General features: G+C 39.0%; 20 protein-coding genes. 10 read left to right on the forward strand and 10 right to left on the reverse strand.

Annotated features, from left to right (window positions below; all coding sequences use genetic code 11):
• Position 1: 1 nt before the first annotated feature.
• The 4 genes from der to lptD all read right to left on the reverse strand — a co-directional run bounded on the left by der (position 2) and on the right by lptD (position 5,902).
• Positions 2 to 1,432, reverse strand: a complete 1,431-nt coding sequence (gene der, locus MV676_RS08895; RefSeq protein ID WP_297446945.1) for a ribosome biogenesis GTPase Der — start codon at positions 1,430 to 1,432, stop codon at positions 2 to 4.
• 69 nt (positions 1,433 to 1,501) lie between these two features.
• Entirely contained in the window at positions 1,502 to 3,673 is a 2,172-nt protein-coding gene (locus tag MV676_RS08900) for an amino acid permease (protein ID WP_297446948.1), read from the reverse strand.
• 11 nt (positions 3,674 to 3,684) lie between these two features.
• Complete coding sequence (locus tag MV676_RS08905; protein WP_297446950.1) at positions 3,685 to 3,906, reverse strand: DUF6485 family protein; 222 nt, start codon at positions 3,904 to 3,906, stop codon at positions 3,685 to 3,687.
• Between the two features lies 1 nt (position 3,907).
• Entirely contained in the window at positions 3,908 to 5,902 is a 1,995-nt protein-coding gene (gene lptD / locus MV676_RS08910) for an LPS assembly protein LptD (RefSeq protein ID WP_297446953.1), read from the reverse strand.
• Between the two features lie 131 nt (positions 5,903 to 6,033).
• Here lptD and MV676_RS08915 point away from each other — a divergent pair, with 131 nt between their 5' ends.
• The 10 genes from MV676_RS08915 to MV676_RS08960 all read left to right on the forward strand — a co-directional run bounded on the left by MV676_RS08915 (position 6,034) and on the right by MV676_RS08960 (position 16,435).
• Positions 6,034 to 6,345 (forward strand): hypothetical protein, encoded by a 312-nt coding sequence (locus tag MV676_RS08915; protein WP_297446957.1) that lies wholly within the window; start codon positions 6,034 to 6,036, stop codon positions 6,343 to 6,345.
• On the forward strand, positions 6,342 to 7,868 hold the full coding sequence (locus MV676_RS08920; RefSeq protein ID WP_297446961.1) for an AarF/ABC1/UbiB kinase family protein: 1,527 nt from the start codon (positions 6,342 to 6,344) through the stop codon (positions 7,866 to 7,868). Before MV676_RS08915 ends, MV676_RS08920 begins: the two co-directional genes overlap by 4 nt.
• The gene (locus tag MV676_RS08925) at positions 7,869 to 8,426 is read left to right on the forward strand and encodes an RNA methyltransferase (protein ID WP_297446963.1); all 558 of its coding nucleotides are present in this window, start codon (positions 7,869 to 7,871) and stop codon (positions 8,424 to 8,426) included.
• A gap of 45 nt (positions 8,427 to 8,471) precedes the next feature.
• Positions 8,472 to 9,587 (forward strand): branched-chain amino acid ABC transporter substrate-binding protein, encoded by a 1,116-nt coding sequence (locus MV676_RS08930; protein WP_297446965.1) that lies wholly within the window; start codon positions 8,472 to 8,474, stop codon positions 9,585 to 9,587.
• Positions 9,588 to 9,673: 86 nt separating this feature from the next.
• Entirely contained in the window at positions 9,674 to 10,585 is a 912-nt protein-coding gene (locus tag MV676_RS08935; RefSeq protein WP_022846511.1) for a branched-chain amino acid ABC transporter permease, read from the forward strand.
• Between the two features lie 14 nt (positions 10,586 to 10,599).
• The gene (gene livM, locus MV676_RS08940; protein WP_297446968.1) at positions 10,600 to 11,814 is read left to right on the forward strand and encodes a high-affinity branched-chain amino acid ABC transporter permease LivM; all 1,215 of its coding nucleotides are present in this window, start codon (positions 10,600 to 10,602) and stop codon (positions 11,812 to 11,814) included.
• Positions 11,807 to 12,598 (forward strand): ABC transporter ATP-binding protein, encoded by a 792-nt coding sequence (locus MV676_RS08945; protein WP_297446970.1) that lies wholly within the window; start codon positions 11,807 to 11,809, stop codon positions 12,596 to 12,598. The genes livM and MV676_RS08945 overlap by 8 nt, the downstream gene beginning before the upstream one ends.
• Entirely contained in the window at positions 12,591 to 13,298 is a 708-nt protein-coding gene (locus tag MV676_RS08950) for an ABC transporter ATP-binding protein (protein ID WP_022846514.1), read from the forward strand. The genes MV676_RS08945 and MV676_RS08950 overlap by 8 nt, the downstream gene beginning before the upstream one ends.
• A 154-nt stretch (positions 13,299 to 13,452) precedes the next feature.
• Complete coding sequence (locus MV676_RS08955) at positions 13,453 to 15,150, forward strand: ABC transporter permease subunit (protein ID WP_297446973.1); 1,698 nt, start codon at positions 13,453 to 13,455, stop codon at positions 15,148 to 15,150.
• Between the two features lie 4 nt (positions 15,151 to 15,154).
• Positions 15,155 to 16,435, forward strand: a complete 1,281-nt coding sequence (locus tag MV676_RS08960; protein ID WP_297446975.1) for an AAA-associated domain-containing protein — start codon at positions 15,155 to 15,157, stop codon at positions 16,433 to 16,435.
• Between the two features lie 27 nt (positions 16,436 to 16,462).
• On the opposite strand, the gene MV676_RS08965 is transcribed toward MV676_RS08960, so the two are convergent.
• The 6 genes from MV676_RS08965 to MV676_RS08990 form a co-directional block, all read right to left on the reverse strand.
• Positions 16,463 to 17,662 carry a cytochrome-c peroxidase gene (locus MV676_RS08965; protein WP_297446978.1) on the reverse strand — a complete coding sequence of 400 codons (1,200 nt, stop codon included), beginning with the start codon at positions 17,660 to 17,662 and terminating at the stop codon, positions 16,463 to 16,465.
• Between the two features lie 93 nt (positions 17,663 to 17,755).
• Complete coding sequence (locus tag MV676_RS08970; RefSeq protein ID WP_297446980.1) at positions 17,756 to 18,403, reverse strand: ABC transporter ATP-binding protein; 648 nt, start codon at positions 18,401 to 18,403, stop codon at positions 17,756 to 17,758.
• Complete coding sequence (gene cbiQ / locus MV676_RS08975) at positions 18,391 to 19,146, reverse strand: cobalt ECF transporter T component CbiQ (protein ID WP_297446982.1); 756 nt, start codon at positions 19,144 to 19,146, stop codon at positions 18,391 to 18,393. Before cbiQ ends, MV676_RS08970 begins: the two co-directional genes overlap by 13 nt.
• Positions 19,136 to 19,768 carry a hypothetical protein gene (locus MV676_RS08980; protein ID WP_297446985.1) on the reverse strand — a complete coding sequence of 211 codons (633 nt, stop codon included), beginning with the start codon at positions 19,766 to 19,768 and terminating at the stop codon, positions 19,136 to 19,138. The genes cbiQ and MV676_RS08980 overlap by 11 nt, the downstream gene beginning before the upstream one ends.
• Positions 19,765 to 20,370 (reverse strand): cobalt transporter CbiM, encoded by a 606-nt coding sequence (gene cbiM, locus MV676_RS08985; RefSeq protein WP_022846520.1) that lies wholly within the window; start codon positions 20,368 to 20,370, stop codon positions 19,765 to 19,767. Before cbiM ends, MV676_RS08980 begins: the two co-directional genes overlap by 4 nt.
• Position 20,371: 1 nt before the next feature.
• Positions 20,372 to 21,160, reverse strand: a complete 789-nt coding sequence (locus MV676_RS08990) for a DUF4198 domain-containing protein (RefSeq protein WP_022846521.1) — start codon at positions 21,158 to 21,160, stop codon at positions 20,372 to 20,374.
• Positions 21,161 to 21,195 lie beyond the last annotated feature (35 nt).

The raw sequence follows: 21,195 nt of genomic DNA on the forward strand, positions 1-21,195 counted from the left end.
TTTACCGCTTTTTGAATACGATTCTTATGGGTATTTTTGTAAAGCCGAAACGTTCTCTTAGCCTGTTTTCTAAAAATCTTCTGAAGTTGGAAGGGATGCCTTCCGGATAATTTGAGAATAAAAGGAATGTGGGAGGTTTTATCTTTACCTGCGTTCCGTAGTAAATCTTGACAATCTTGTTTTTATATACAGGCGGCTGGTGGATTTCCATCAACTCTTTTAATGCACGATTGAACTCTCCTGTTCTAACTTTTTTTGTGTACTGTTTGTATATGTCATCAATCTGTTTGAAGAGTTCTTTTAAGTTTTTTTTCTCTTTTGCAGAGATGAAAACTCTCGGTGCGTATGGAATAAAGTCAAATACCATGTCTAACCTGCTTTGAAGTTTTTCCCACTCTTTGCGGTTCTCTATCTTGTCTATCTTGTTTACCGCAATAATTATTGGCTTGTATTTCTGAAGGACAATTCCTGCTATTTTGGCGTCTCTTTCGGTTGCTCCTTCTTCAGCATCTATTAACAGAATAACTATGTCTGCCCTGTCTATAGCATCAAGGGCCCTGAGGTAACTGTAGTACTCTATATCCTTTATTTTTCCTCTTCTCCTGATTCCTGCAGTGTCTATAAAGATGTACTCTTTTCTATCTATTTCCACATAGCTGTCTATTGCATCTCTTGTTGTTCCCGGGATGTCTGAGACGATTGCTCTCTCTTCACCGACGAGAGCGTTAAGGAGTGTTGATTTCCCCATATTCGGTCTTCCGATTATTGCTATTTTGGGAGGTTCCGTATTTTCCCGGACTTCAATCTCTTTCTCTTCTTCGAGAGCCTCTGCTATCTCTTCAAGGCCTTCAACATCATCACCCGTAATAATTCGGTTTACTTTTTCCGCATTTTCTTTTTCTCTAAACCGGGATTTTGCACTCTCTTTAAGTTCTTCAGGTAGTTTTTCTATGACTTTTTCTTTTAAAGTCGGTATTCCTATTTTGTGTATTGTTGACATGGGGATAACTTCTTCGAATCCGAGCTTGTAGGCATCGTAGGCAAGATATTCCATGAAGGGTTCATCTATTTTGTTGACAGCCACAATGATTGGTTTCTTCCACTTTCTAAGAATTCTTGCCACTTCTTCATCAAGTGGTGTTATTCCCTCCTGTCCGTCAATTACGAAGACAATAACATCAGCTTCGTCCATTGCCCTTTCGGCCTGTTTTGTTACAGAAGCTGAAAAACCTTCTCCCGAAGTGTCAACGCCCCCCGTATCCACCAATATTACCGTATGATCGTCTATATCTGCTTCCTGAACGATACGGTCCCTTGTTACACCTGGTATATCGTCAATGATGGCAGCTTTTTTTCCTAAAAGTCTATTGAAAAGAGAAGATTTTCCAACGTTGGGTCTTCCTACTATAGCTACTACAGGGAGTCTTTTCATTTTTCCCTCCGTTAAAGGAGTTTTTAGCTGGAGGAAAAGTATAGTTTTCCACAGCCGGTTGCAATGTTTTCACCCGATGTCCCATATATCTTTTGGTGTCATGCTTCTAACAAATAGTGTTGTTGGTAAGTCTTCTGTAATAAGGTTTATTCTTTTTACCGTTTCCATCTCTTTTCCTTCTTCAGGAATGCCAAGTCCAAGTATTATCAGATCGGAAAACATAGAGTTTTCTTTTATCAGTTCGTGAAACCTTTTCTGTTCGTTGTTTATGATTATGTTAACTTCTGTATCAAGTCTTGCTGCTTTGAGTAACTTTTTGTAAGCTTCTTCGAAAATTTGCGCTTCCTTCTGTGAGTTTACCACTCTCATTATGCGAATACTCGCTTTTTTCCACTCGTGGTGTTCTTTAAGTGTGTGGGCTATAAAGGTCATTAGTGCAAAGTTACCACCTCTTCCGCCCCACCATATGTCAATGTTCCTTTTTTTGCCCCATCCTCTGGAATGGTTGAAGTTCAGAATAAGTACATCTTTCTTCAAATTTGTAAGTTCTTTGATGCTTTTAATGAGTCTTAACTGATTTTGAAGGTTCCTGCCCCATCCAAATAGAGCCGTGTTTGATTCCACTGTTCCAAAGCCGTAACTCTGAGCTACTATCGGGAATATTTCCTTGTCGTTTTTTGCGACAATAACTTTTGGAAAGAAATCCAGCTTATTTTTCTTTATAAATTCTGCCAGTATTCTTGTCTCTTCCTGTTTTTTTATTTCCATGTTTTTGTTTTCAGAGGAGAAAAGGATATTAACCAGACTGATGAGACCGTCGTTAAAAGAGAGGAATCTTGCAAAATCAACAAGGTATGGCCGTTCTTTCGGTCTTCCTGAAAATACAAGTACGTTGGGGCGCCATTCCTTAGGATCCTGCTCTTTTTCATTAACTTTTAAAAGTGCAAATTTGGCTATGGATATTAGAATTCCCGTTTTGATATCACCCCATGCCTGTTTGTACTGTCTTCTTCTCAAGAATCCATAAAGAAGCAGCAGGAGAATTGTGGCTACAGCCGTTGCTCCGGCATTTATCAAGAACATAACTATGTAAGATCCCGCAACACCATATGCAGAAACGTACCAGGGGACTTTAAACGACGGACGGTATGTTGGTGGTTTGAGAAGTTCATAAAGTGCTGCAGCCAAGTTTGTTACTGCGTAAGTTATCAGGAAAAACATTGTGATTATTGAAGCTACTAAGTTTAATGATCCAAGAAATAATATGCTCTGAGCAATTGCATAGGTGATGAGTATGCCAGCTCTTGGTTCTTCCTTTTTTGAACCCATTGTTGCAGCTAATGCAGAAGGGACTATTCCATCAAATGCAAGTGCCTGTAGAGTTCTTGGCGCACCAACGATGAATGTTAGCGCAGAAGACAGCGTTGCCATCCATATACCGATATATACTAAGAATGGAAATATTGAATTGTGCACCATGACGAGTGTGTCTTTCTGAAGGACGGTGTAAGGTGCGGTACAGGCGAGTTTATATGCGATGAAGATGTAAGTCACGTAAGATACGAAAAGTGCTGATATGATACCAACAGGTATTGCTCTTTTGGGATTTTTGAGCTCGCCTGACATGGCGATACCCGCAGTTACTCCCGTTACAGCGGGGAAAAATACTGCGAAGACCGTCCAGAAATTCTGTCCGTTTAAGTAGTGGGGAACAAGGTTACTGCTTATGAGGGAAAAATGCGGGTTGAAGATGAACGATAAAATACCCGCTATTAAGGCTAAAAATATGCCTATTTGAAGTTTTATTACAAAATCAGCACCTATGTAGGCTATCACGGTAAAAATTATCAAGACTACTGTTGCTACAACTGTTATGGAGATGTTAGGGAAAATGCCTTTCAGGGATTCGGCAAAACCTATCAGGTAAAAGGCAACAGATATAGCCTGAGAGATGTAAAGAGGGATGCCTATAGTTCCTCCAACGTCAAGGCCGAGACTCCTTGAAATGATGTAGTAAACACCTCCGACCCCCACTTCTTTGTTCGTTGATATGGAAGAGAGTGAAAGACCCGTAACAAAAGAGATGGACATTGCAAGTGTTATGAGAATAATACCCTCTATAAGTCCTGTGTTTCCTATTACCCAGCCGGTGCGCAGGAATAGGATTACACCGAAAATTGAAAGAAGTGTCGGTATGAACACGCCTGTAAATGTGTTGAATCTCCTGATATTTTCATTCATGTATTGCAACCTCACTTTTTGACAAGTTTATAACCAAGCTTTTCAGCCCATGATTTTATGAAAAATTCAATGCTTCTATCATACACCTTTTCTGCTTCTTTCGGGAATAGACAGCCGGGTATTTCTCCCATGTCTCTGTGGTATTTTATGCATTTGCAACAGATGCCCCTTTTGCTGCACACAGTATAAGTACAACTGCAAAATTGAAGATTCTCCTCTTTTTTACACTCCATTTTATCCTCCCTTCTCCTCCGCTATGCCTTCATATTTATACTGATAACCACCAAGTTTTAGAAGGTCTATTCTTAGCATAATCTGATAGTTTATCGTTCCGTCGAAGCTCTTTATCCAGTGATATGCTATGCTGCCTTTCCAGCAGTTTCTGTTAATCATGAGGGCATACTGTCTTTCCCTATCAAAATTATAGTTAAAGTCATAGCGTTGGGCATAGGAAAATGTCAGGTAGGGATTTATGTGAAAGGTTGCTCCCCAACGGATGTAATTATTTTTCTCTTCCGGAATGAACGAGCGGTAATAGTTTGTCCAGAATGAAAATTTTTGGGATTTAAAACTTATATAGGAGTTTGTTTTATTTATGTCTCTCGTGTTGCCGTCGATTTCTAAATGTTCTTGAAAAGTTAGTTGTTGTGTTGGTGTAATTTCTGCATCTATATCCCATGTTTCCCAGGGTTTTGTTTTTAGATAAAAGTTATATCCGTTTTTTATTGTCAATTTTCCAATCTGATTACCATTTTTGTAGAAATATGTTGCTATGGAGGCAGTTATTTTTTTCTCTTTTTCTACGATATCAGTTCCGTCAAAATCGGGAATGTTGTTTTGATCTTTGTTTTGAACGTAATTTAGAGATAGTTCTGGATTTAAAGATACAGTTAAATTACCTGATGAAAGTCGGAAGTTTGAAAAATGTCTTTCTTCGTATTTCCAAAGGCTTCTATAAATGTTTTCTGTGCCGTTGCCGGTTATAGAATAATAGGAAATCTGATTGCTGATTTTGAAGCTGTTTTTAATGTTCCCGGTGAATAGTGTGTATCTAAGAGAAGGTTCTAAATTAAATCTGCTTCCTCTAAAGCCCACCTTTCTGTAAAAGTAGGTAAAATCGGAATCCATACTAAATGTAATGGGAAGTTTTTTAGACAGAGGAGTGTCCATTAGGTAAAAATTTATTTCCGGTAATTTCTGAAATATGGAATCTGTTGAATTATCTAAACTATCAAGGTACACAAGGTTTATATTTAAGATGGCGTGATTCCACAGGCGGGAGTATGTTATGTCGGATTTTGTGTACTGCTGCGTTAGTGTTTCAACGTCGGTTGTTCCATTTTCGGTGAAGAAGTTTCTGCTACTTACAATGTTTACCTTTATGTTTCCATAAGAGTAGTCTGATTTAAGGTAGGAGTGCTTAAAATCTAACTGCCAGTTAGTTTCTTTTCCTGAGTCTATTCGAGAGTAGTAGAGGTTGCCTTTGCTGTAAGACGACAGCACATACCTCAGCTTTGCACTTTCACCGTGACCGTTGCGGAAACGTTTTTCATACGTAAGTGTTAAATCCGCACTTCTTCCCAGAACAATGTAGAAAGGTTGTTTGATAGTTAGCCCCTGATCTTTTATGTAGCCGAACTTTGGAACAAGAAAGCCGGAAGTTCTATTTTCAATAATGGGGCCGCTTATTGCCGGTGAAATAATTACGGGAACAGAGAGAATGTCAAAAGTCACCCATTTTCCTTTAAAGCTTTCGCCGATTTTAATTTTGAACGTTTTGGCTTCTATTGACCAATCAGGTCTATCACAGCAGCAACAGCACGGTGTGTAGGTTCCGTTGTAGGCCAACCAGACTTTATCGGAAATCCTAATCAACTTCTCTGCCTGGATGAAATCTGTCGGGGATAAAGCACCTTTTACCTGATAAAGCTCGGCTTTTTGGCTTTGAAAATTGTATTTAAGTTCTGAACACCAGAGCTTTAATGGGGGTTGTTCAATAAAAACGTTACCTGTAAGTGTTGCTGTTTTTGTTACGTTGTTGTAAGTCAGGGCATCACCCTTTATCGTTGTATTATCAAATTGTAAAGTAACGTTACCTTCGGCTTTTATTTCAGTTTTGATGTTTCCTTCTATTTTCCTGGCTGTTAGAGTTATTGGTCCCTGGATTTGTGCTGCGGCACTGTTGATTTGGACAAGGATAAGAAAAACAATTGCGATTACCTTTTTCACTCACACTCTCCAGGTAGTTTGTTAGCCTTTATTTTAAACCAATTTCTCTAATGGGATAGGTTGTAATTGACGGGAAAAGGGACATATTTTTCGATGAGGGTTCTATATCTTAAAAGTTTAAGGAGGGGCAGATGGAAAGGCTCTCAGAACTTGTGAGAAAAATAGCCTTAGTAGAGATAGGTGCCATTTCTGTTGTCAATAGGAAAGTGGAAGAGTTTATTCGTAAATTAGAGGAAGAGGGTAAAATAGCGGAAAGTGAAGGGAAAAAAGCACTTGCTGATCTCAGGAAGACTTTTGAAGAGCAGAAGAAGGAAGTTGAAAAGAAGGTGGAAGAGGTAATTGGGAAAATGAACCTTGCCACAAAGAAAGAGGTGGAAGCGTTGAGGAAGGAAGTTGAAGCATTGAAGGAGGAACTGAAAAAGTTAAAAGGTGAAAAAGAGTGATATCAATAGGTGAAAGAAATAGAAGAGTAAAAGATATAACAGGTGCTCTATTTTTTTGCAATTATGAGTATTTGAAGGAAAAGTTACCTGCATCTTTATTGTGGTTGGGAAAGTTATTTTTTCGGAGATGGAACTTTTTACTTGAATACCCCCCGCCCGTTCGTCTGAGAGTGGCTCTTGAAAGGTTGGGTCCAACCTACATAAAAATAGGTCAGATGCTTTCGACCAGAGTGGATGTTTTTCCGGAAGAGTATATAAAAGAACTTGAGAAACTTCAGGATGATGTTCCTCCGGCTCCTGTTGATGAAATTTTAGAAGTGCTTGGTGATATTAGAAATGCTTTTAAAGAATTTTCTGAAAAACCTATAGGTTCTGGTTCAATTGCTCAGGTTCATACCGCTGTTCTTAAAAATGGTCAAAAAGTTGCCGTTAAAGTTATAAAACCAGGTGTTGAAGAACAGATAAAAAAAGACATCACTATTTTAAAGTTATTGGTGAGAAAGTTATCTAAGTTTATTAAACCTTTGAGAGATTACAGAATACCGTCGATAATAGAAGAATTTGAGAGAGTTCTCCTTGACGAATTTGATCTTACCAAAGAAGCTTCTTACATGGAAATGTTCAGAAAGTTTGCTGAAGAGAAAGAACCAAGACTTGTTATTCCTGCAGTTTACTGGAAGTATACGAATAGAAATGTTCTTGTCTCTGAGTTTATAAAGGGAACAAAACTTACAGATTTAAAAAATCTTGAAAAATTCAACAGGAAAAAGCTTGCTGAAGATTTCGTGATCCTGGTTAACAGGCAGATTTTTGAACTTTCCGTTTTCCACGGTGACCTTCATCCGGGAAACATTTTCGTTCTTGACGATGGGAGACTTGCGTTTGTTGACTTTGGAATTATAGGGAGGCTTTCTCCTGATACATTTTCTGCGTTTTTTATGTTTTCCTATGCCGTCATGAAAAAAGATGTTGACATGATAGTTGAAGCTCTTAAAAAAGTTGGTGCGGTTGGGGATAACGTTAACGAGCAACTTTTTAAAAGGGAACTTCTTATTTTCCTTGATAAATATTACAATAGGCCTCTTTCAAAAATAGATGCTGAAAAGTTTTTTTATGAAGAACTTGCAATAACAAGACAGTTTAATGTCGTTCTTCCTGAAGAATTATTGGTTCTTTTAAAAACGGTGACACATACAGAATCGGTGGCAAGGATAATCTGTCCCGATTTTACACTTCCGCCTGTCCTTCAGCCTTATTTAAAGAAATTGATGCCAAAGTTTATGGTTGAAGATTTTCGTCGCAGAACGATGAAAGCTGCAGCTTCCTACGCATCACTGATTGAACAATTCCCTGAATTTGTTAAGAAGAGCCTTAAGTCGAGAAAAACTGAAAGAGAGCTTCCACTTATAGAGTCCTCTTTTATTTTAGGATTTAGTATTATTCTCGCTATAAAACCGGTTGTAGCGCCTCTTTACCTTTTATTTGCTGCTCTTTATCCATTTTTAAAAGGAGGAAACGATTAAATGGCGGTTTATGTCTCCTTGATTCACTATCCTGTTTATAACAAAGAGAAGAGAGTGGTAGCCACATCGCTTACGACACTTGATATTCACGATATCGCCAGGTCTTCAAGAACTTACGGAGTAAAAGGTTACTACATAGTGCAGCCTATAGAAAACCATCTCTGGCTTGCCAACAAATTGCTTTCTTTCTGGCAGGGCGGTCACGGCAGAGAGTACAATCCGAAAAGGTGGGAAGCTTTAAAGCTTGTTAAGGCTGTTCCCTATATAGAAGACGCAATTTCAGACATTGAGAAAGTAGAAGGCAAAAAACCTTACATTGTTTCTACTTCAGCAAAAAGATACGAACATACCATTAGTTTTCGGGATTTAAAATCTAAAATTGAGAATGAAGATGTCCCATTTCTCATCTGTTTTGGAACTGGATGGGGACTGACTGAGGAGTTTATAGAATCTTCTGATTTTATCCTTGAACCAATATGTGGTCCTACAGATTACAACCATCTTTCCGTTCGTTCAGCGGCTTCTATCATTCTGGACAGGCTACTTGGTTTGCGATAAAATTCATCTCTAAATTTAAGTATCCTGATAAGGGAGGTAGAAGGAATGAAAAGAGTCTTAAGTTTCTTTTCGATGGCTCTTTTTGCGTTAATGGCAGTTTTTACACCTGCCCATGCGGAAGATGTCATCAAGATTGGTGTTGCTGGTCCTCACACTGGTGATCTTGCACCGTTTGGTATTCCAACTGTTCATGCTGTTAAAATAGTTGCGGAAAAGTACAATGCTAACGGTGGTCTTCTTGGTAAGAAGATTCAGGTTATCGTTCTTGACGATCAGTGTAAGCCTGAAATAGCCACCAATGTTGCAACCAATCTTGTAACTCAGGGAGTTGTCGGGGTTATAGGTCACATCTGTAGTGGTGCTACAAAAGCTGCACTTCCAATCTACAAGCAGGCAAAAATACCTGTTATTTCTCCATCTGCTACTAATCCGTCTCTTACAAAACTTGGTGCTCCTGTTTTCTTTAGAACAATTGCACCTGACAATGCTCAGGCTAAGCTCGATGCCGATTTTATTGTTAATAGGCTTCACGCTAAGAGAGTAGCGATCATTCACGACAAGGAAGATTACGGAAAAGGTCTTGCAACTTATGTTAAAGAGTATATTGAGAAAAGTGGAAAGGCGAAGGTTGTGCTTTTTGCTGGAGTTACAAGAGGCGCAATGGACTATTCCGCTATTGTCCAGAGAATTAAGAGAGTTCATCCTGATGTTGTAATGTTTGGTGGCTACCACCCGGAAGCTTCTAAAATTGTTATGGCTATGAGAAGGATGAGAGTAAAAGTTCCTTTTATATCTGGTGACGGTATTAAAAACGATAAGTTTATTCAGGTTGCTGGAAAGTATGCAGAAGGAGTTTACGCTTCAGGACCAAAAGATATTTCAGGCAATCCTCTTTACAAAGTGGCCCTTGAAGAACACAAGAAAAAGTACGGAACAGAGCCGGGAGCATTTTACTTTAACGGATATGCAGCTGCTCAGGCACTCTTTAACGCCATTCAGAAGGCAGGTTCAACCGATTTTGATAAGATTGTAAAGGTTCTTCATACACAGTATGTTGAAACACCTCTTGGAAAAATCAGGTTTGATAAAAATGGTGAAGCTGAAGGTGTTGGTTTTGCCATTTATCAGGTGAGAAACGGCAAGTTTGTCCAGGTTAAGTAATTTGTTTATAATTTCTGTAAAATTTATAGGGCGGCGGATAGCTTCTGCAGTTATCCGCCGCTATTCTATGAATAGAGGTGTGTGGGATGATAGATTGGGGATACTTTACAGACCTCTTGGTTAGTGGCCTGACGAAAGGTAGCATCTACGCTCTTATAGCACTTGGTTACACTATGGTTTACGGTATTATTCAGCTCATCAACTTTGCTCACGGTGAAATCTACATGATAGGAGCTTTTACCGCTCTTATTTTTGCTGTTCTGCTTGCCAAGTTTGGTTTGAGCACGGGACTTATTTTTCTTATCGTTACGGTAATAGCGGTTATCTATGCTTCAGCTTATGGTTACACTGTGGAGAAGATAGCTTATAAACCTTTGAGACATGCGCCGAGACTTTCACCTCTTATCAGTGCTATTGGTATGTCACTTTTTTTGCAAAACTATGTAATGCTGGCGCAGACGCCGGATTTCGTTCCATTTCCTGACCTTATTCCGCATATAGGCATTCTTGAGAGGATAAGTGACTACATAGATCCTGTTGGACTGGTGATTATAATTGTTACGTTCGTAGTTATGGTAGCTCTCCATTTCTTTATTAAGAAGACAAAAATTGGAAAGGCCATGAGAGCAACAGCTCAAAATAAAACGATGGCTATGCTCTGTGGCGTTGATGTTGATAGAACGATTTCCATGACTTTTATTATAGGTTCTGCCCTTGCAGCTATTGGCGGTGTTTTAATCGGTTCTTACGTTGGACAGATAAACTTCTTTATCGGTTTTATAGCAGGACTTAAAGCTTTTACGGCGGCCGTTCTTGGTGGAATTGGAAGTATTCCCGGTGCCGCTCTTGGAGGGATTATTTTGGGTTTAACAGAGAGTTTTGGTGCGGGATATATCTCAAGCGACTATCAGGATGTGTTTGCTTTTATTCTTTTAGTTTTGATTCTTATTTTCCGTCCTGCGGGAATTCTTGGTAAAACCGATACCGAAAAAGTTTAAGCAGGTGGTAGGCGATGAAAGGAGTTATAGAAGAGGTAAAGAAGTCATTAATAGCGGCTGTTTGGTTTGTTTTTCTGACGTTTCCCATAGTGGTGATGAAAGTAGATACTGCTGAAAATAGGGTGATTTTCCGTTGGAAAAACGTTATTTATGTTGCAATTGCAGCTTTTGTTCTTTCATACTTGTGGCGGTATTTTCTTGAGAGGAAAGAACGCAGAGGTAATGTGGACGAAGATTCTGTAATTTACAAAATCCTTTCCAATCCCAGGTATAGCAGGCTGTTTTACGCTGCTGTTTTACTTTTTGCCGTTGCGTTTCCGTGGCTATTTTCAACCTATCAGACAAATATTATGGCTACGGCGCTTATCTATGTTATGTTAGGTCTTGGTCTTAACATAGTTGTTGGTCTTGCTGGATTGCTGGATCTTGGCTATGTTGCTTTTTATGCTGTAGGTGCCTATGCTTATGCTCTGCTGAATTACCATTTTGGCCTCAATTTCTGGGAAGTTTTACCAATTGCAGGAATTCTTGCGGCTTTTGCCGGTATTCTGCTTGGTTTTCCTGTTCTCAGGCTTCGCGGTGACTATCTTGCTATTGTTACTTTGGGCTTTGGTGAGATTATCAGAATAGTTTTGGAAAACTGGGATAGCTTTACTTTTGGTCCAAGTGGTATTTCAGGCGTTCCAAGACCTCCTCTTTTTGGTGTAAAAATGGATGTTAATCAGTCTCTCATATACATCTATTACATAACCCTTGCCTTTGTCATATTCACGATTTTTGTCGTTAACAGGTTGCAGAATTCAAGGCTTGGCCGCGCCTGGCTTGCATTAAAAGAAGATGATATTGCCTGTCAGGCCATGGGAATAGACAGGGTAACCGCAAAGCTTACCGCTTTTGCTCTTGGTGCAACCTGGGCAGGTTTTGCCGGTGTAATTTTTGCCGCTAAAACCACCTATGTCAGTCCTGCAAGTTTTACTTTCTTTGAATCTGTAGTTATTCTTTCTATAGTTGTTCTTGGTGGTATGGGTTCTATTGTTGGTGTTGTTCTTGCAGCTCTTGTTATGATACTTCTCCCTGAGTACTTGAGGGCATTTTCTGATTACAGGATGTTAATTTTTGCGCTTGCACTTGTTCTTGTTATGGTATTTAAGCCGGAAGGATTGATTCCGTTTAGAGGCGGTAGATTTGTCTATAAGAAAAAAGAAACGGCTGAGGGTGGCAATGAGTGAGCCTATTCTTGACGTTAGAAATTTGACGATGCAGTTTGGCGGACTTAAGGCCGTGGATAACGTGAGCCTGCAGGTTTATCCTGAACAAATTGTTGCGCTTATAGGGCCTAATGGTGCCGGGAAAACTACCTTCTTTAATTGCGTTACCGGTATATACAAGCCTACGGCTGGTGATATTTACTTGAGAACGAAAGACGGGAAAAGGGTAAGAATAAACGGTATGAAGCCAAACAAGATTACAGAGCTCGGTCTTGCAAGAACATTTCAGAATATCCGTCTTTTCCCGAACATGACAGCCCTTGAAAATGTTATGGTTGGAAGGCACTGCAGGACGAAGTCATGGATATTGGGTGCTATATTTAAGGGACCAAGGACAAGAAAAGAGGAAGAAGAAACGATAGAAAAAAGTTACGAACTTCTTAAACTTGTCGGACTTGAAAAGTATGTTAACGAGCTTGCCAAAAATCTGCCTTACGGTGCTCAAAGGCGTCTTGAGATTGCAAGGGCTCTTGCTACGGAACCTTCTGTTCTCCTTCTTGATGAACCGGCAGCCGGTATGAACCCGAAAGAGACGGCAGAACTTATGGATTTGATTTATCACATTAGAGACAATGAGGATGTTTCTATCCTTTTAATTGAACATGATATGAAGCTTGTCATGCACATTTCAGAGGTCGTTTATGTTATGGAATACGGAAAGCTCCTTGCAAAAGGAACACCTGAAGAGATAAGGCAGAATCCTGCTGTTATAAAAGCTTACCTTGGAGAGGAACACAATGCTTGAAGTCAGAAATATAAACACTTTCTACGGAAACATTCAGGCACTGCACAATGTTTCTTTGAAAGTTGATGAGGGTGAGATTGTTACGCTTATTGGTGCTAACGGTGCCGGAAAAACAACAACATTGATGTCTATATGCGGAGTTGTTCCACCCCGTTCAGGTGAAATTATCTTTAACGGTGAACCTATTCAGGGACTTCCTCCTCATAAAATAGTTGCGAAAGGTATCGTTCAGGTTCCAGAAGGCCGTATGATATTTCCTGAACTCACTGTTATGGAAAATCTCGATATGGGTGCCTATTTGAGAAAGGATAAGGAGGGGATTAAACAGGATCTTGAATATATATTCGAACTGTTTCCTATACTGGCGGAAAGGAAAAATCAGCTTGGTGGAACGCTTTCTGGTGGTGAACAACAGATGCTTGCAATATCAAGGGCTCTAATGGCAAGACCGAAACTTCTGTTGCTTGATGAACCGAGCCTGGGTCTTGCACCTCTTATTATTAAGCAGATTTTTGATATTATAGTTAAGATTAATAAAGAACATAAAACGACAATTCTTCTTGTCGAACAGAATGCTCATCAGGCTCTTAAAATTGCCGATAGAGCCTACGTTATGGAAAGCGGCAGAATAACTATGGAAGATAAAGCTGAAAATCTTCTTAATAATGAGCAGGTTAAAAAGGCTTATTTAGGTCTCTAAACTTTACCCGCCGTTTCTGGCGGGCTTCTTTTTTCAAGAATTTGTCGTTGAAGATATTTCTTGAAAATCTACTTTTGCCTCTGGCGTAATTTTGAAATTAGTGTTCTATCGTTTACAATAAGCCTGGCCATTTATGGAGGGACTGGAGGCAACAGTGAGAAAACTGCTTAAAATATCTTTTGATAAAAAAGATTTCAGGTTTGTTATTGGCATAGTTATACTTCTTGCCTTCCTTTACTTTGCGCTTTTACTTGCCCGTAAAGGTGGTGGTTCCGGTGAATCTCTAACAATTTCTCTATCTCCTCTATCGTTGTTTAAGTATTCCCTGTTTTCCCTTTCGCGGATGGGTGCCGCCTACCTTTTATCTCTGATTTTTAGCCTTGTTTATGGGTACTTTGCCGCTTACAATAAAAAAGCCGAGATGATACTCATGCCGCTTCTTGATGTTCTTCAGAGTGTACCCATTCTCTCTTTCCTCCCTGTTACGCTTCTTGCTTTAAGCACTTTTTTATCTCAAAATGTGGCTGCCGAGCTTGCTTCTATTGTTTTAATATTTACCAGTCAGGCATGGAATATTACTTTTGCCTGGTATCAGTCTTTAATTACCATTCCAAAAGATCTTGATGAGGCAAGCAGAATATTTAGATTTAACAGATTGTTGCGTTTGAAAACGCTGGAACTTCCTTTTGCCGCCATTAATCTTATATGGAACAGTATGATGAGCTGGGCTGGTGGCTGGTTTTTCCTTATGGCTGCAGAGATGTTTACAGTGGGCAATAAGGACTTTCGTCTTCCAGGGCTTGGTTCTTATCTTCAAACTGCTGCTGATAGGAAAGATATACACGCTATACTTATGGGACTTTTTGCGTTGATACTTATTATTGTGATTCTTGACCAACTTGTATGGCGGCCTCTCCTTGCATGGTCTGTGAAGTTTAAGATAGAGTATGTTGAGACAGAAAAAGAGCCGTCTTCATGGTTTTATAACCTTCTTCAATCTTCAGGTGTTCTTGAAAAACTTGATGCCGCATGGCAGGTTGTTTCTGAAAAAGTAGATCTGTGGGCAGTAAAAAGATGGCCGTTTAGAGATAGAAACGAGGAACGTGGTGAAAGTTTGTTTTCAAAAGTTGTTTTCTACGTTTTTATTATGTTTGTTGTTTATGAATCTGTAAAAGCTTTTGGTGTTATGATGAATATTCCTTCTTACGAGTGGAAGGAGATATTCAGGGCTCTTGGTGCTACGACGTTGAGGGTTTTTATTGCTCTTATTCTTTCTCTTGCCTGGACTATCCCTGTTGGTGTTGCCATTGGCAGGAATGAAAAACTTGCCGGATGGCTTCAGCCGCTTGTTCAGATTATTGCTTCGATTCCGGCAACTGCCCTTTTTCCAGTTTTCGTTCTTATATTTTTAAATTTCCCGGGCGGTTTAAACATAGCTTCAATTGCCCTTATGATGGCTGGAACCCAGTGGTATATCCTTTTTAATGTTATAGCAGGAGCTTCTTCTATTCCAAAGGATCTTGAATATACAACGCAGCTTCTCCATCTGTCTAAATGGGAAAAGTGGAGGGTGCTTATTCTGCCGGCTATATTTCCCTATGTTGTTACCGGTGGAATAACTGCAGCAGGTGGTGCCTGGAATGCCAGCATAGTTGCAGAGTATATTAAGTTTGGTGGCAAAGTTTTAAAGATAAACGGTCTTGGAGAACTTATAGCCCTTTCAACGGCAAATGGTAATTATCCACTCCTTTTAACTTCTACGGTAGTGATGATTGTTACAGTTGTTTTGATAAACAGACTGTTCTGGAAAAAGCTTTACGATCTTGCACATGAAAAGTTTTCAATGGAGTAAAAGCATGGAAAAGAAAGTACTGGTGGATTTAAAAAATGTAAGTCACATGTATAGAGGCAGAGAAAAGTCTTTCTATGCATTGAAAAATATAAACTTAAAGCTTTACGAGGATGAGTTTGTCTGTCTTGTTGGCGCTTCTGGTAGTGGTAAAAGTACCCTTTTAAGGATAATTACAGGACTTCAAAAACCTACTGAAGGTGAAGTTTTATATAAAGGTGAACCCCTTAAAGGTGTCAATCCTAATGCTACGATTGTTTTCCAGACGTTTGCTCTATTTCCCTGGTTGACCGTTCTTGAAAATGTTGAAATTGCCCTTAAAGCGCGAGGGATACCAAGGAAGATAAGGGTTCCAATAGCCCTTGAACTTATTGATAGAGTTGGTCTTGATGGTTTTGAAACTGCATATCCCCGTGAGCTCTCCGGGGGTATGCGTCAGAAGGTTGGAATAGCAAGGGCTATAGCTCTTGAACCGGAACTTTTGTGCCTTGATGAGCCATTTTCAGCCCTTGATGTTTTGAGTGCTGAAGCGATAAGGGGAGAGCTTCTGGAACTCTGGATAGAAGGAAAACTTCCCACAAAAACCATTTTGATGGTTACTCATAACATTGAAGAGGCCGTTTTTATGGCAGATAGGATTGTGGTTATGGATAAAAATCCTGGAAGAATTATTTCAGAACTTATAGTGGATTTGCCGCATCCAAGGGACAGGAAATCTCAGGAATTTATAAACATAGTTGATAAGGTTTATTCTATTCTTGCAGGTAAAGCTATTGAGGAAGTACACACGTTTGCTCAGGCGAAAAAACCGGGTAAGTTTATCCTTCCTGATGTTGATATTTCTGATCTTATAGGTCTTATAGAGTATCTTGATGAAAAAGCAGAGAAAAGGTATGACATATATAAGCTGGCGGATGAACTTAACATCGGTTCTGAAAAGTTGCTAAACCTCATTGAAGCAGCGGAACTTTTAAAGTTTGTTGAAGTCAAAGATGGTGATGTTATTCTTACACCACTTGGAGAGACGTTCTCTCAGGCAAGTATTCTTGCAAGGAAAGAGATGTTTGCTGTTGCTGTAAAAAAACTTCCGATATTTCAGTGGCTTATTAATGTTTTAAGGTCTGCCGAGAATAAGGCGTTGAAGTGGGATGTTCTGGTTGCTTCTCTTTCTCTTGAGATGCCTGAAGAGGAAGCGGAGCGGCAACTTGAGATTCTTATTAAGTGGGGAAGGTACGCAGAGATAATAGCCTATGATGATGAAAATGAGCTGATAATTCTTGAAATATAGAAAAAAATAGGGGAGGTTTCTCCTCCCCTATTTTGCAGGGTCTTCAATTATAGGTAAAACAACAGCTTTCATAGGTACTTGTCCTGTTAAGGATTCTAAAAATTTTCTAATTTTATAAGCTTCACTATTTGTAAGATTTACTTTAAGCATTTTTCTCCCCATTATTTTAACAGCCTGTGTTAGATTTTCTACAGAACCGTCGTGGAAATAAGGTGCCGTTTCAGCAACATTTCTAAGTTGTGGAGTCCTAAATTTATACATATCTGCCGGGTTTTTGGTTACGTTATATCTTCCTTTGTCATTGTTTATTTTAAACTTATGAAATAAACCATCAGAAAGGACAGGTCCTCTGTGGCAATTGACACATCCCTTATCCACAAATAGCTTTAATCCTTCAACTTGTATTTTGCTTAAGGCATGTTTATCTCCTGCCAGATATTTATCAAAGGGTGAATTTGGAGTAATTAATGTCCGCTCATAAGTAGCTATTGCCTTTGCTACATTTGTAAAAGTAATTGGATTTTTCTCTCCGGGAAATGCTTTCTTAAACATTTCTTTATATTCCGGAATAGATCTTAATCTTTCAACAATCATTTCAGGAGTAGCATTCATTTCAACATGAGCTGTTAAAGGTCCCTTAGCTTGTTCTTCTAATGTAGATGCTCTACCGTCCCAAAATTGGACTCTAAGAAAAGCAGCATTAAATACTGTTGGAGCATTTCTGGGGCCATGTTGCCATTTGTCTCCAATGGAGGTTTTCTGATTGTCATCACCTCCTATGGATAGATTATGGCAAGTATTGCAGGAAATAAGTTTACTTCTTGAAAGTCTAGGATCAAAGTAAAGCATTTTACCTAATTTAATTTTTTCAACAGTCATTGGATCTTCTTCAGGTATTGGAGGTGTTGAAGGAAGAATTGAAAAGAATCGAGTATATTTGTTCTTATTTGATTTATTCATTTTTGTTTGGTAGGAAATTTTGGGTGTTCTTCCATAAAGTTCTTTGGCCGCTAATCCGAAGGGAAGTTGTTTAGGCATTACTCCCTTGATGACCAATTCTCTAGCTCTTTTAACAAGTTCTTCAGGTGTTTTGAATTTTTGTAAAAGGACTTTCCGTGAGGGAGCAAATTTCCCATGGCAGTTGCTACATGTTGTTTCCCAAACTTTTGCTTGACATGTTGACGACATAGCAAAGCTTAGTGTCAAAATTAGCAGGAATTTTTTCATGATAACCTCCCTTAGTGTAGAATACTATTTAATCGATATTATAACTTATTTGATAATTTTTTGCAAATAGACCAGTGCTTAAACAAAATTTGCTTATATATATTTCAATTTTCCATTTTCGAGTTTATAAGTTGGCCAGTTGAAGAAATTTATAATTTCTTTATTATGAGTTATTAGGATTAAACTTTTATTAGTTGTTTTCAAAAATTTTATTAATAATTTTAGTTTTTTATCGTCAATACCGACTGTTGGTTCGTCCATTATCAATGCTTCTGGGTTCATTGCTAAAACGGAAGCTATTGATACCAGTCTCTTCTCCCCGCCAGATAGTTTGTAAGTCATCTTTCCTTTTAAATGAGATATTCCAAGTGTTGAAAGGGTATTATCTATTATCCGGGGTATTTCCTCTCTTGGTATTCCAATGTTTAAGGGGCCGAAGGCTATATCCTCTTCAACAGTTGGTGAAAACAGCTGATCGTCGGGATTTTGAAATATGTATCCTACCGTTATTCTAAGTTTGTAGTAGTCCTCTTCTGTCTTTATCTCTTTTCCTTTTAAAAATATCTTACCTGATGCAGGTTTTATAAAACCCACAACAGTTTCTATTAGAGTGGTTTTTCCAGCACCGTTGGGACCCACTATGAAGAATTTCTCGCCCTCTTTGAGTGAGAAATTGACATTTTCGAAGATCGTTTTTTCGTCTCTTTTAACTGTTAAGTTTTCCACCTTTAAAATTTCCAAATTATACTCCCTGCGAAGGCTGTAATGAGAAAAAGCACTGAGAATGCAGCGAACATTATATCTTTTTTCTCAAGGTGAAAATGGTGATAAACCGGAAATTCACCTTTAAATCCTCTGCAGAGCATAGCTTTATATATTCTATCTGCTTTAAGATAGCTTCTAATGATTAAGTTGGCTACAATGTAACCATAAGTTTTATAAGTATGTATGTTAGTGCCTGGTTTAAATCCGCGAGCGACAGCAGCTTTCAGGAGTCTTCTGTATTCGTCTCTTATTACATGGATGTATCTAAACGTGAAAAACAGTATTTGAACAAGTTTAGCCGGTACTTTTAAATGGTGTAGTGCATGGGCTATTTCAAAAACAGTGGAGGTTGCAAGGAGAAAGAGCATAAACAGCAGGATAACGTTTGATTTGAAGAAAAGAAAGGCTCCATATTTTAATCCTTCCGGATAGAAATGTACTATTCCGAGTTTAATACTACTTCCCTTATCATACGTGAACAGCATGGTTATTATAAGGAATATTAGAAAACTGTCTGCGAATATTAAAGATTTCAGGGCTTTCGTCAGATCATGTCTGACGACAAAGCCCATTAGAAGGATAAATAAGGAAGAGAAGAAGAGAAAAGATATAGAGGAAGAAAGGGCACAGGAAACGGCAAACATAAGAAATACAATTATTTTAACCCTCGGATCGAGCCTATGTAAGAGTGTTTTTCCTTCAGCAAGCTTATTTTCCATCTTTCTCCTTTCTTGAATAAAAATAGGCTGCAGTTCCAAAAAGTCCAAATATCCAGCCTATTCCACCAAATATTTCTGCTATGGAAGGTTTGGTAAGAGCCATTTCTATTCCAAGTAGTTCCTGATGGATGGGCTTTAATTCTCTGTCAACTGCTTTATTTACAGCTTTTTCTACCAGCTTCTGGAGTTCTTCTTTAGATATAGTCGGGTTAGAAGAAAAGGTAGATTCTTGAGTTTTAACTGAAACTGCCGTTTGATTTTCTTCGGCAGAAGATTCTGTGGAAATATCTGAATTTTCACTTCCAGATAGCTCTGAAGCCGGCACTATAGTTTCTGCTCTGTGTCCCAATTCTGCGTTTACTACAATTTTCAGGTCGGTTATTTTTGGAGGCTTGAATGAAAAATTTCCTTCTTTGTCCGTTTTCCCCGTAAGTAGAAGCTTTCCCGTTTTTGCATCATACACCTTTACTTCCGAGTTTTTACATGGTGTTCCGTCACTGAAGTATCCCATTATGTTAACCTTTCCGTTGTCAACATCTGCAAATACAGATATTTTATGGGCAAAAGCAGCAGAGGTTATTGATAGAAGAAATATAAAAATCAGTATAGCTAACTTTTTCATTTTCTTCCTCCGAGAAGTTCCGGCATGGATTTTTTAATGTACAGAAGAACAAAGACGTTTATAATTGATTCAATTACTGCTACCGGTACATGAGCCAGAAGAACAAGTTCTGCAGCGCTTTTAAACTGCTGGCCTGTTAAGTAAAGTTCTGTAGCAACGAGTATACCCGCACCCATGATTGACACAAACGCTGCAATTACACCAGCAAGAGCCACCGTAGAATGTTTGTCAGATTTTAAAAGATTTCTGCATAGGTAGTAACTTATAACGGCAGGAAAAGCCATGTTAAAGGTATTAACTCCCAAAACAGTTATTCCTCCGAATTGAAACAAAACAGCCTGAAGAAAAAGTCCTACGAGTAGAATTGGGAATGTAACCCACCCGGTCAACAGGCCGACCAGTCCGTTTAGAATCAAGTGAACGCTGGTTGGTCCTATTGGAACATGAATTAGTGAAGCCACGAAGAACGCAGCAGCCAGGAGGGCCGCTGCAGGTATCTTTTTGTTGTCAAGTTGCTTAAGTCCCAGGGCAGTTCCGGCAGCTGTCAATCCCCAGCCTGTGAGCAACATCCATCCAGGAAGAACACCTTCAGAGATATGCATTTTATCTTACCTCTCTTGGTTTAGGATATGCTTTTACCCAGACAATGGAATCAAGCTCTACAGGATAATATTTCCCATCTTTATATTTCAATTTTCCACCGTATCCGAGAACTGAAAATCCCCACCAGCCTGCCCACGGGATTGTGTATTCAAAGTAACCGTTTTTATCTGTTTTAACAACCTGTGTTACAAAGGGGTCTGCGGGAACTTTTACGTTTTTGGTATTTAAGTATTCAACTTCAACATCGGCATTTGCAAGAGGCTTGCCGTTCAGGTAAGCTCTGCCTCTAAACGTATTTCCTTCCCAGATACCAAAAGGTCTTGTGAGAGGAACTATTTCTGCCTGTAGTCCAATGGGTTTATCCCAGCCATCTTCCAGTCCAAAGGATTCTACATAAACTTTGGTTATCTGTTTAATAAATTTTTGTTCCGCGGGTTCATAATAGGGAGTAGGATTTACGTAAAACTGGTAGACTCCCGGTCTTCTTATTTTAAAAGTGGTTTCATACATGGGAACTTTCTTGCTGCTTCCTTTCATGGCAGGGATCATAATTTTTTTCCAGTGAAGCCTGTACTTTTTACCGTTTATTACAGCTCCACTATCTACGATTCTAAAAGGCATGTTCGGCCCGCCTTCCATAGGATGGGTGAACTTCGCTTCAATTTTGAGTACTCTGCTCTGTCCTTCCCCGATCATGTCTGTATTTGGCTTTAATAAAAGGAAGTGTGCGTTTGCTGCTGCAGTCATTGAAATGAAAGCTGCAGTAGCCAATCTGAGAATTCTTCTCATCGTGTTACCTCCTTAGTTTTTATTTTAACTAATGC

It is taken from the genome of Desulfurobacterium sp., from assembly GCF_027028515.1.
Taxonomy (GTDB): Bacteria; Aquificota; Aquificia; order Desulfurobacteriales; family Desulfurobacteriaceae; genus Desulfurobacterium_A.

Excerpts from the sequence above, each read along its gene's own strand:
- MV676_RS08905 (WP_297446950.1), bottom strand. The coding sequence starts at position 3,906 with ATGGAGTGTAAAAAAGAGGAGAATCTTCAATTTTGCAGTTGTACTTAT.
- MV676_RS08950 (WP_022846514.1), top strand. The coding sequence starts at position 12,591 with ATGCTTGAAGTCAGAAATATAAACACTTTCTACGGAAACATTCAGGCA.
- MV676_RS08935 (WP_022846511.1), top strand. The coding sequence starts at position 9,674 with ATGATAGATTGGGGATACTTTACAGACCTCTTGGTTAGTGGCCTGACG.
- MV676_RS08980 (WP_297446985.1), bottom strand. The coding sequence starts at position 19,768 with ATGAAAAAGTTAGCTATACTGATTTTTATATTTCTTCTATCAATAACC.
- MV676_RS08965 (WP_297446978.1), bottom strand. The coding sequence starts at position 17,662 with ATGAAAAAATTCCTGCTAATTTTGACACTAAGCTTTGCTATGTCGTCA.
- MV676_RS08960 (WP_297446975.1), top strand. The coding sequence starts at position 15,155 with ATGGAAAAGAAAGTACTGGTGGATTTAAAAAATGTAAGTCACATGTAT.
- MV676_RS08915 (WP_297446957.1), top strand. The coding sequence starts at position 6,034 with ATGGAAAGGCTCTCAGAACTTGTGAGAAAAATAGCCTTAGTAGAGATA.
- MV676_RS08930 (WP_297446965.1), top strand. The coding sequence starts at position 8,472 with ATGAAAAGAGTCTTAAGTTTCTTTTCGATGGCTCTTTTTGCGTTAATG.
- der (WP_297446945.1), bottom strand. The coding sequence starts at position 1,432 with ATGAAAAGACTCCCTGTAGTAGCTATAGTAGGAAGACCCAACGTTGGA.
- MV676_RS08925 (WP_297446963.1), top strand. The coding sequence starts at position 7,869 with ATGGCGGTTTATGTCTCCTTGATTCACTATCCTGTTTATAACAAAGAG.
- livM (WP_297446968.1), top strand. The coding sequence starts at position 10,600 with ATGAAAGGAGTTATAGAAGAGGTAAAGAAGTCATTAATAGCGGCTGTT.
- MV676_RS08945 (WP_297446970.1), top strand. The coding sequence starts at position 11,807 with ATGAGTGAGCCTATTCTTGACGTTAGAAATTTGACGATGCAGTTTGGC.
- cbiM (WP_022846520.1), bottom strand. The coding sequence starts at position 20,370 with ATGCATATCTCTGAAGGTGTTCTTCCTGGATGGATGTTGCTCACAGGC.
- MV676_RS08900 (WP_297446948.1), bottom strand. The coding sequence starts at position 3,673 with ATGAATGAAAATATCAGGAGATTCAACACATTTACAGGCGTGTTCATA.
- cbiQ (WP_297446982.1), bottom strand. The coding sequence starts at position 19,146 with ATGGAAAATAAGCTTGCTGAAGGAAAAACACTCTTACATAGGCTCGAT.
- MV676_RS08990 (WP_022846521.1), bottom strand. The coding sequence starts at position 21,160 with ATGAGAAGAATTCTCAGATTGGCTACTGCAGCTTTCATTTCAATGACT.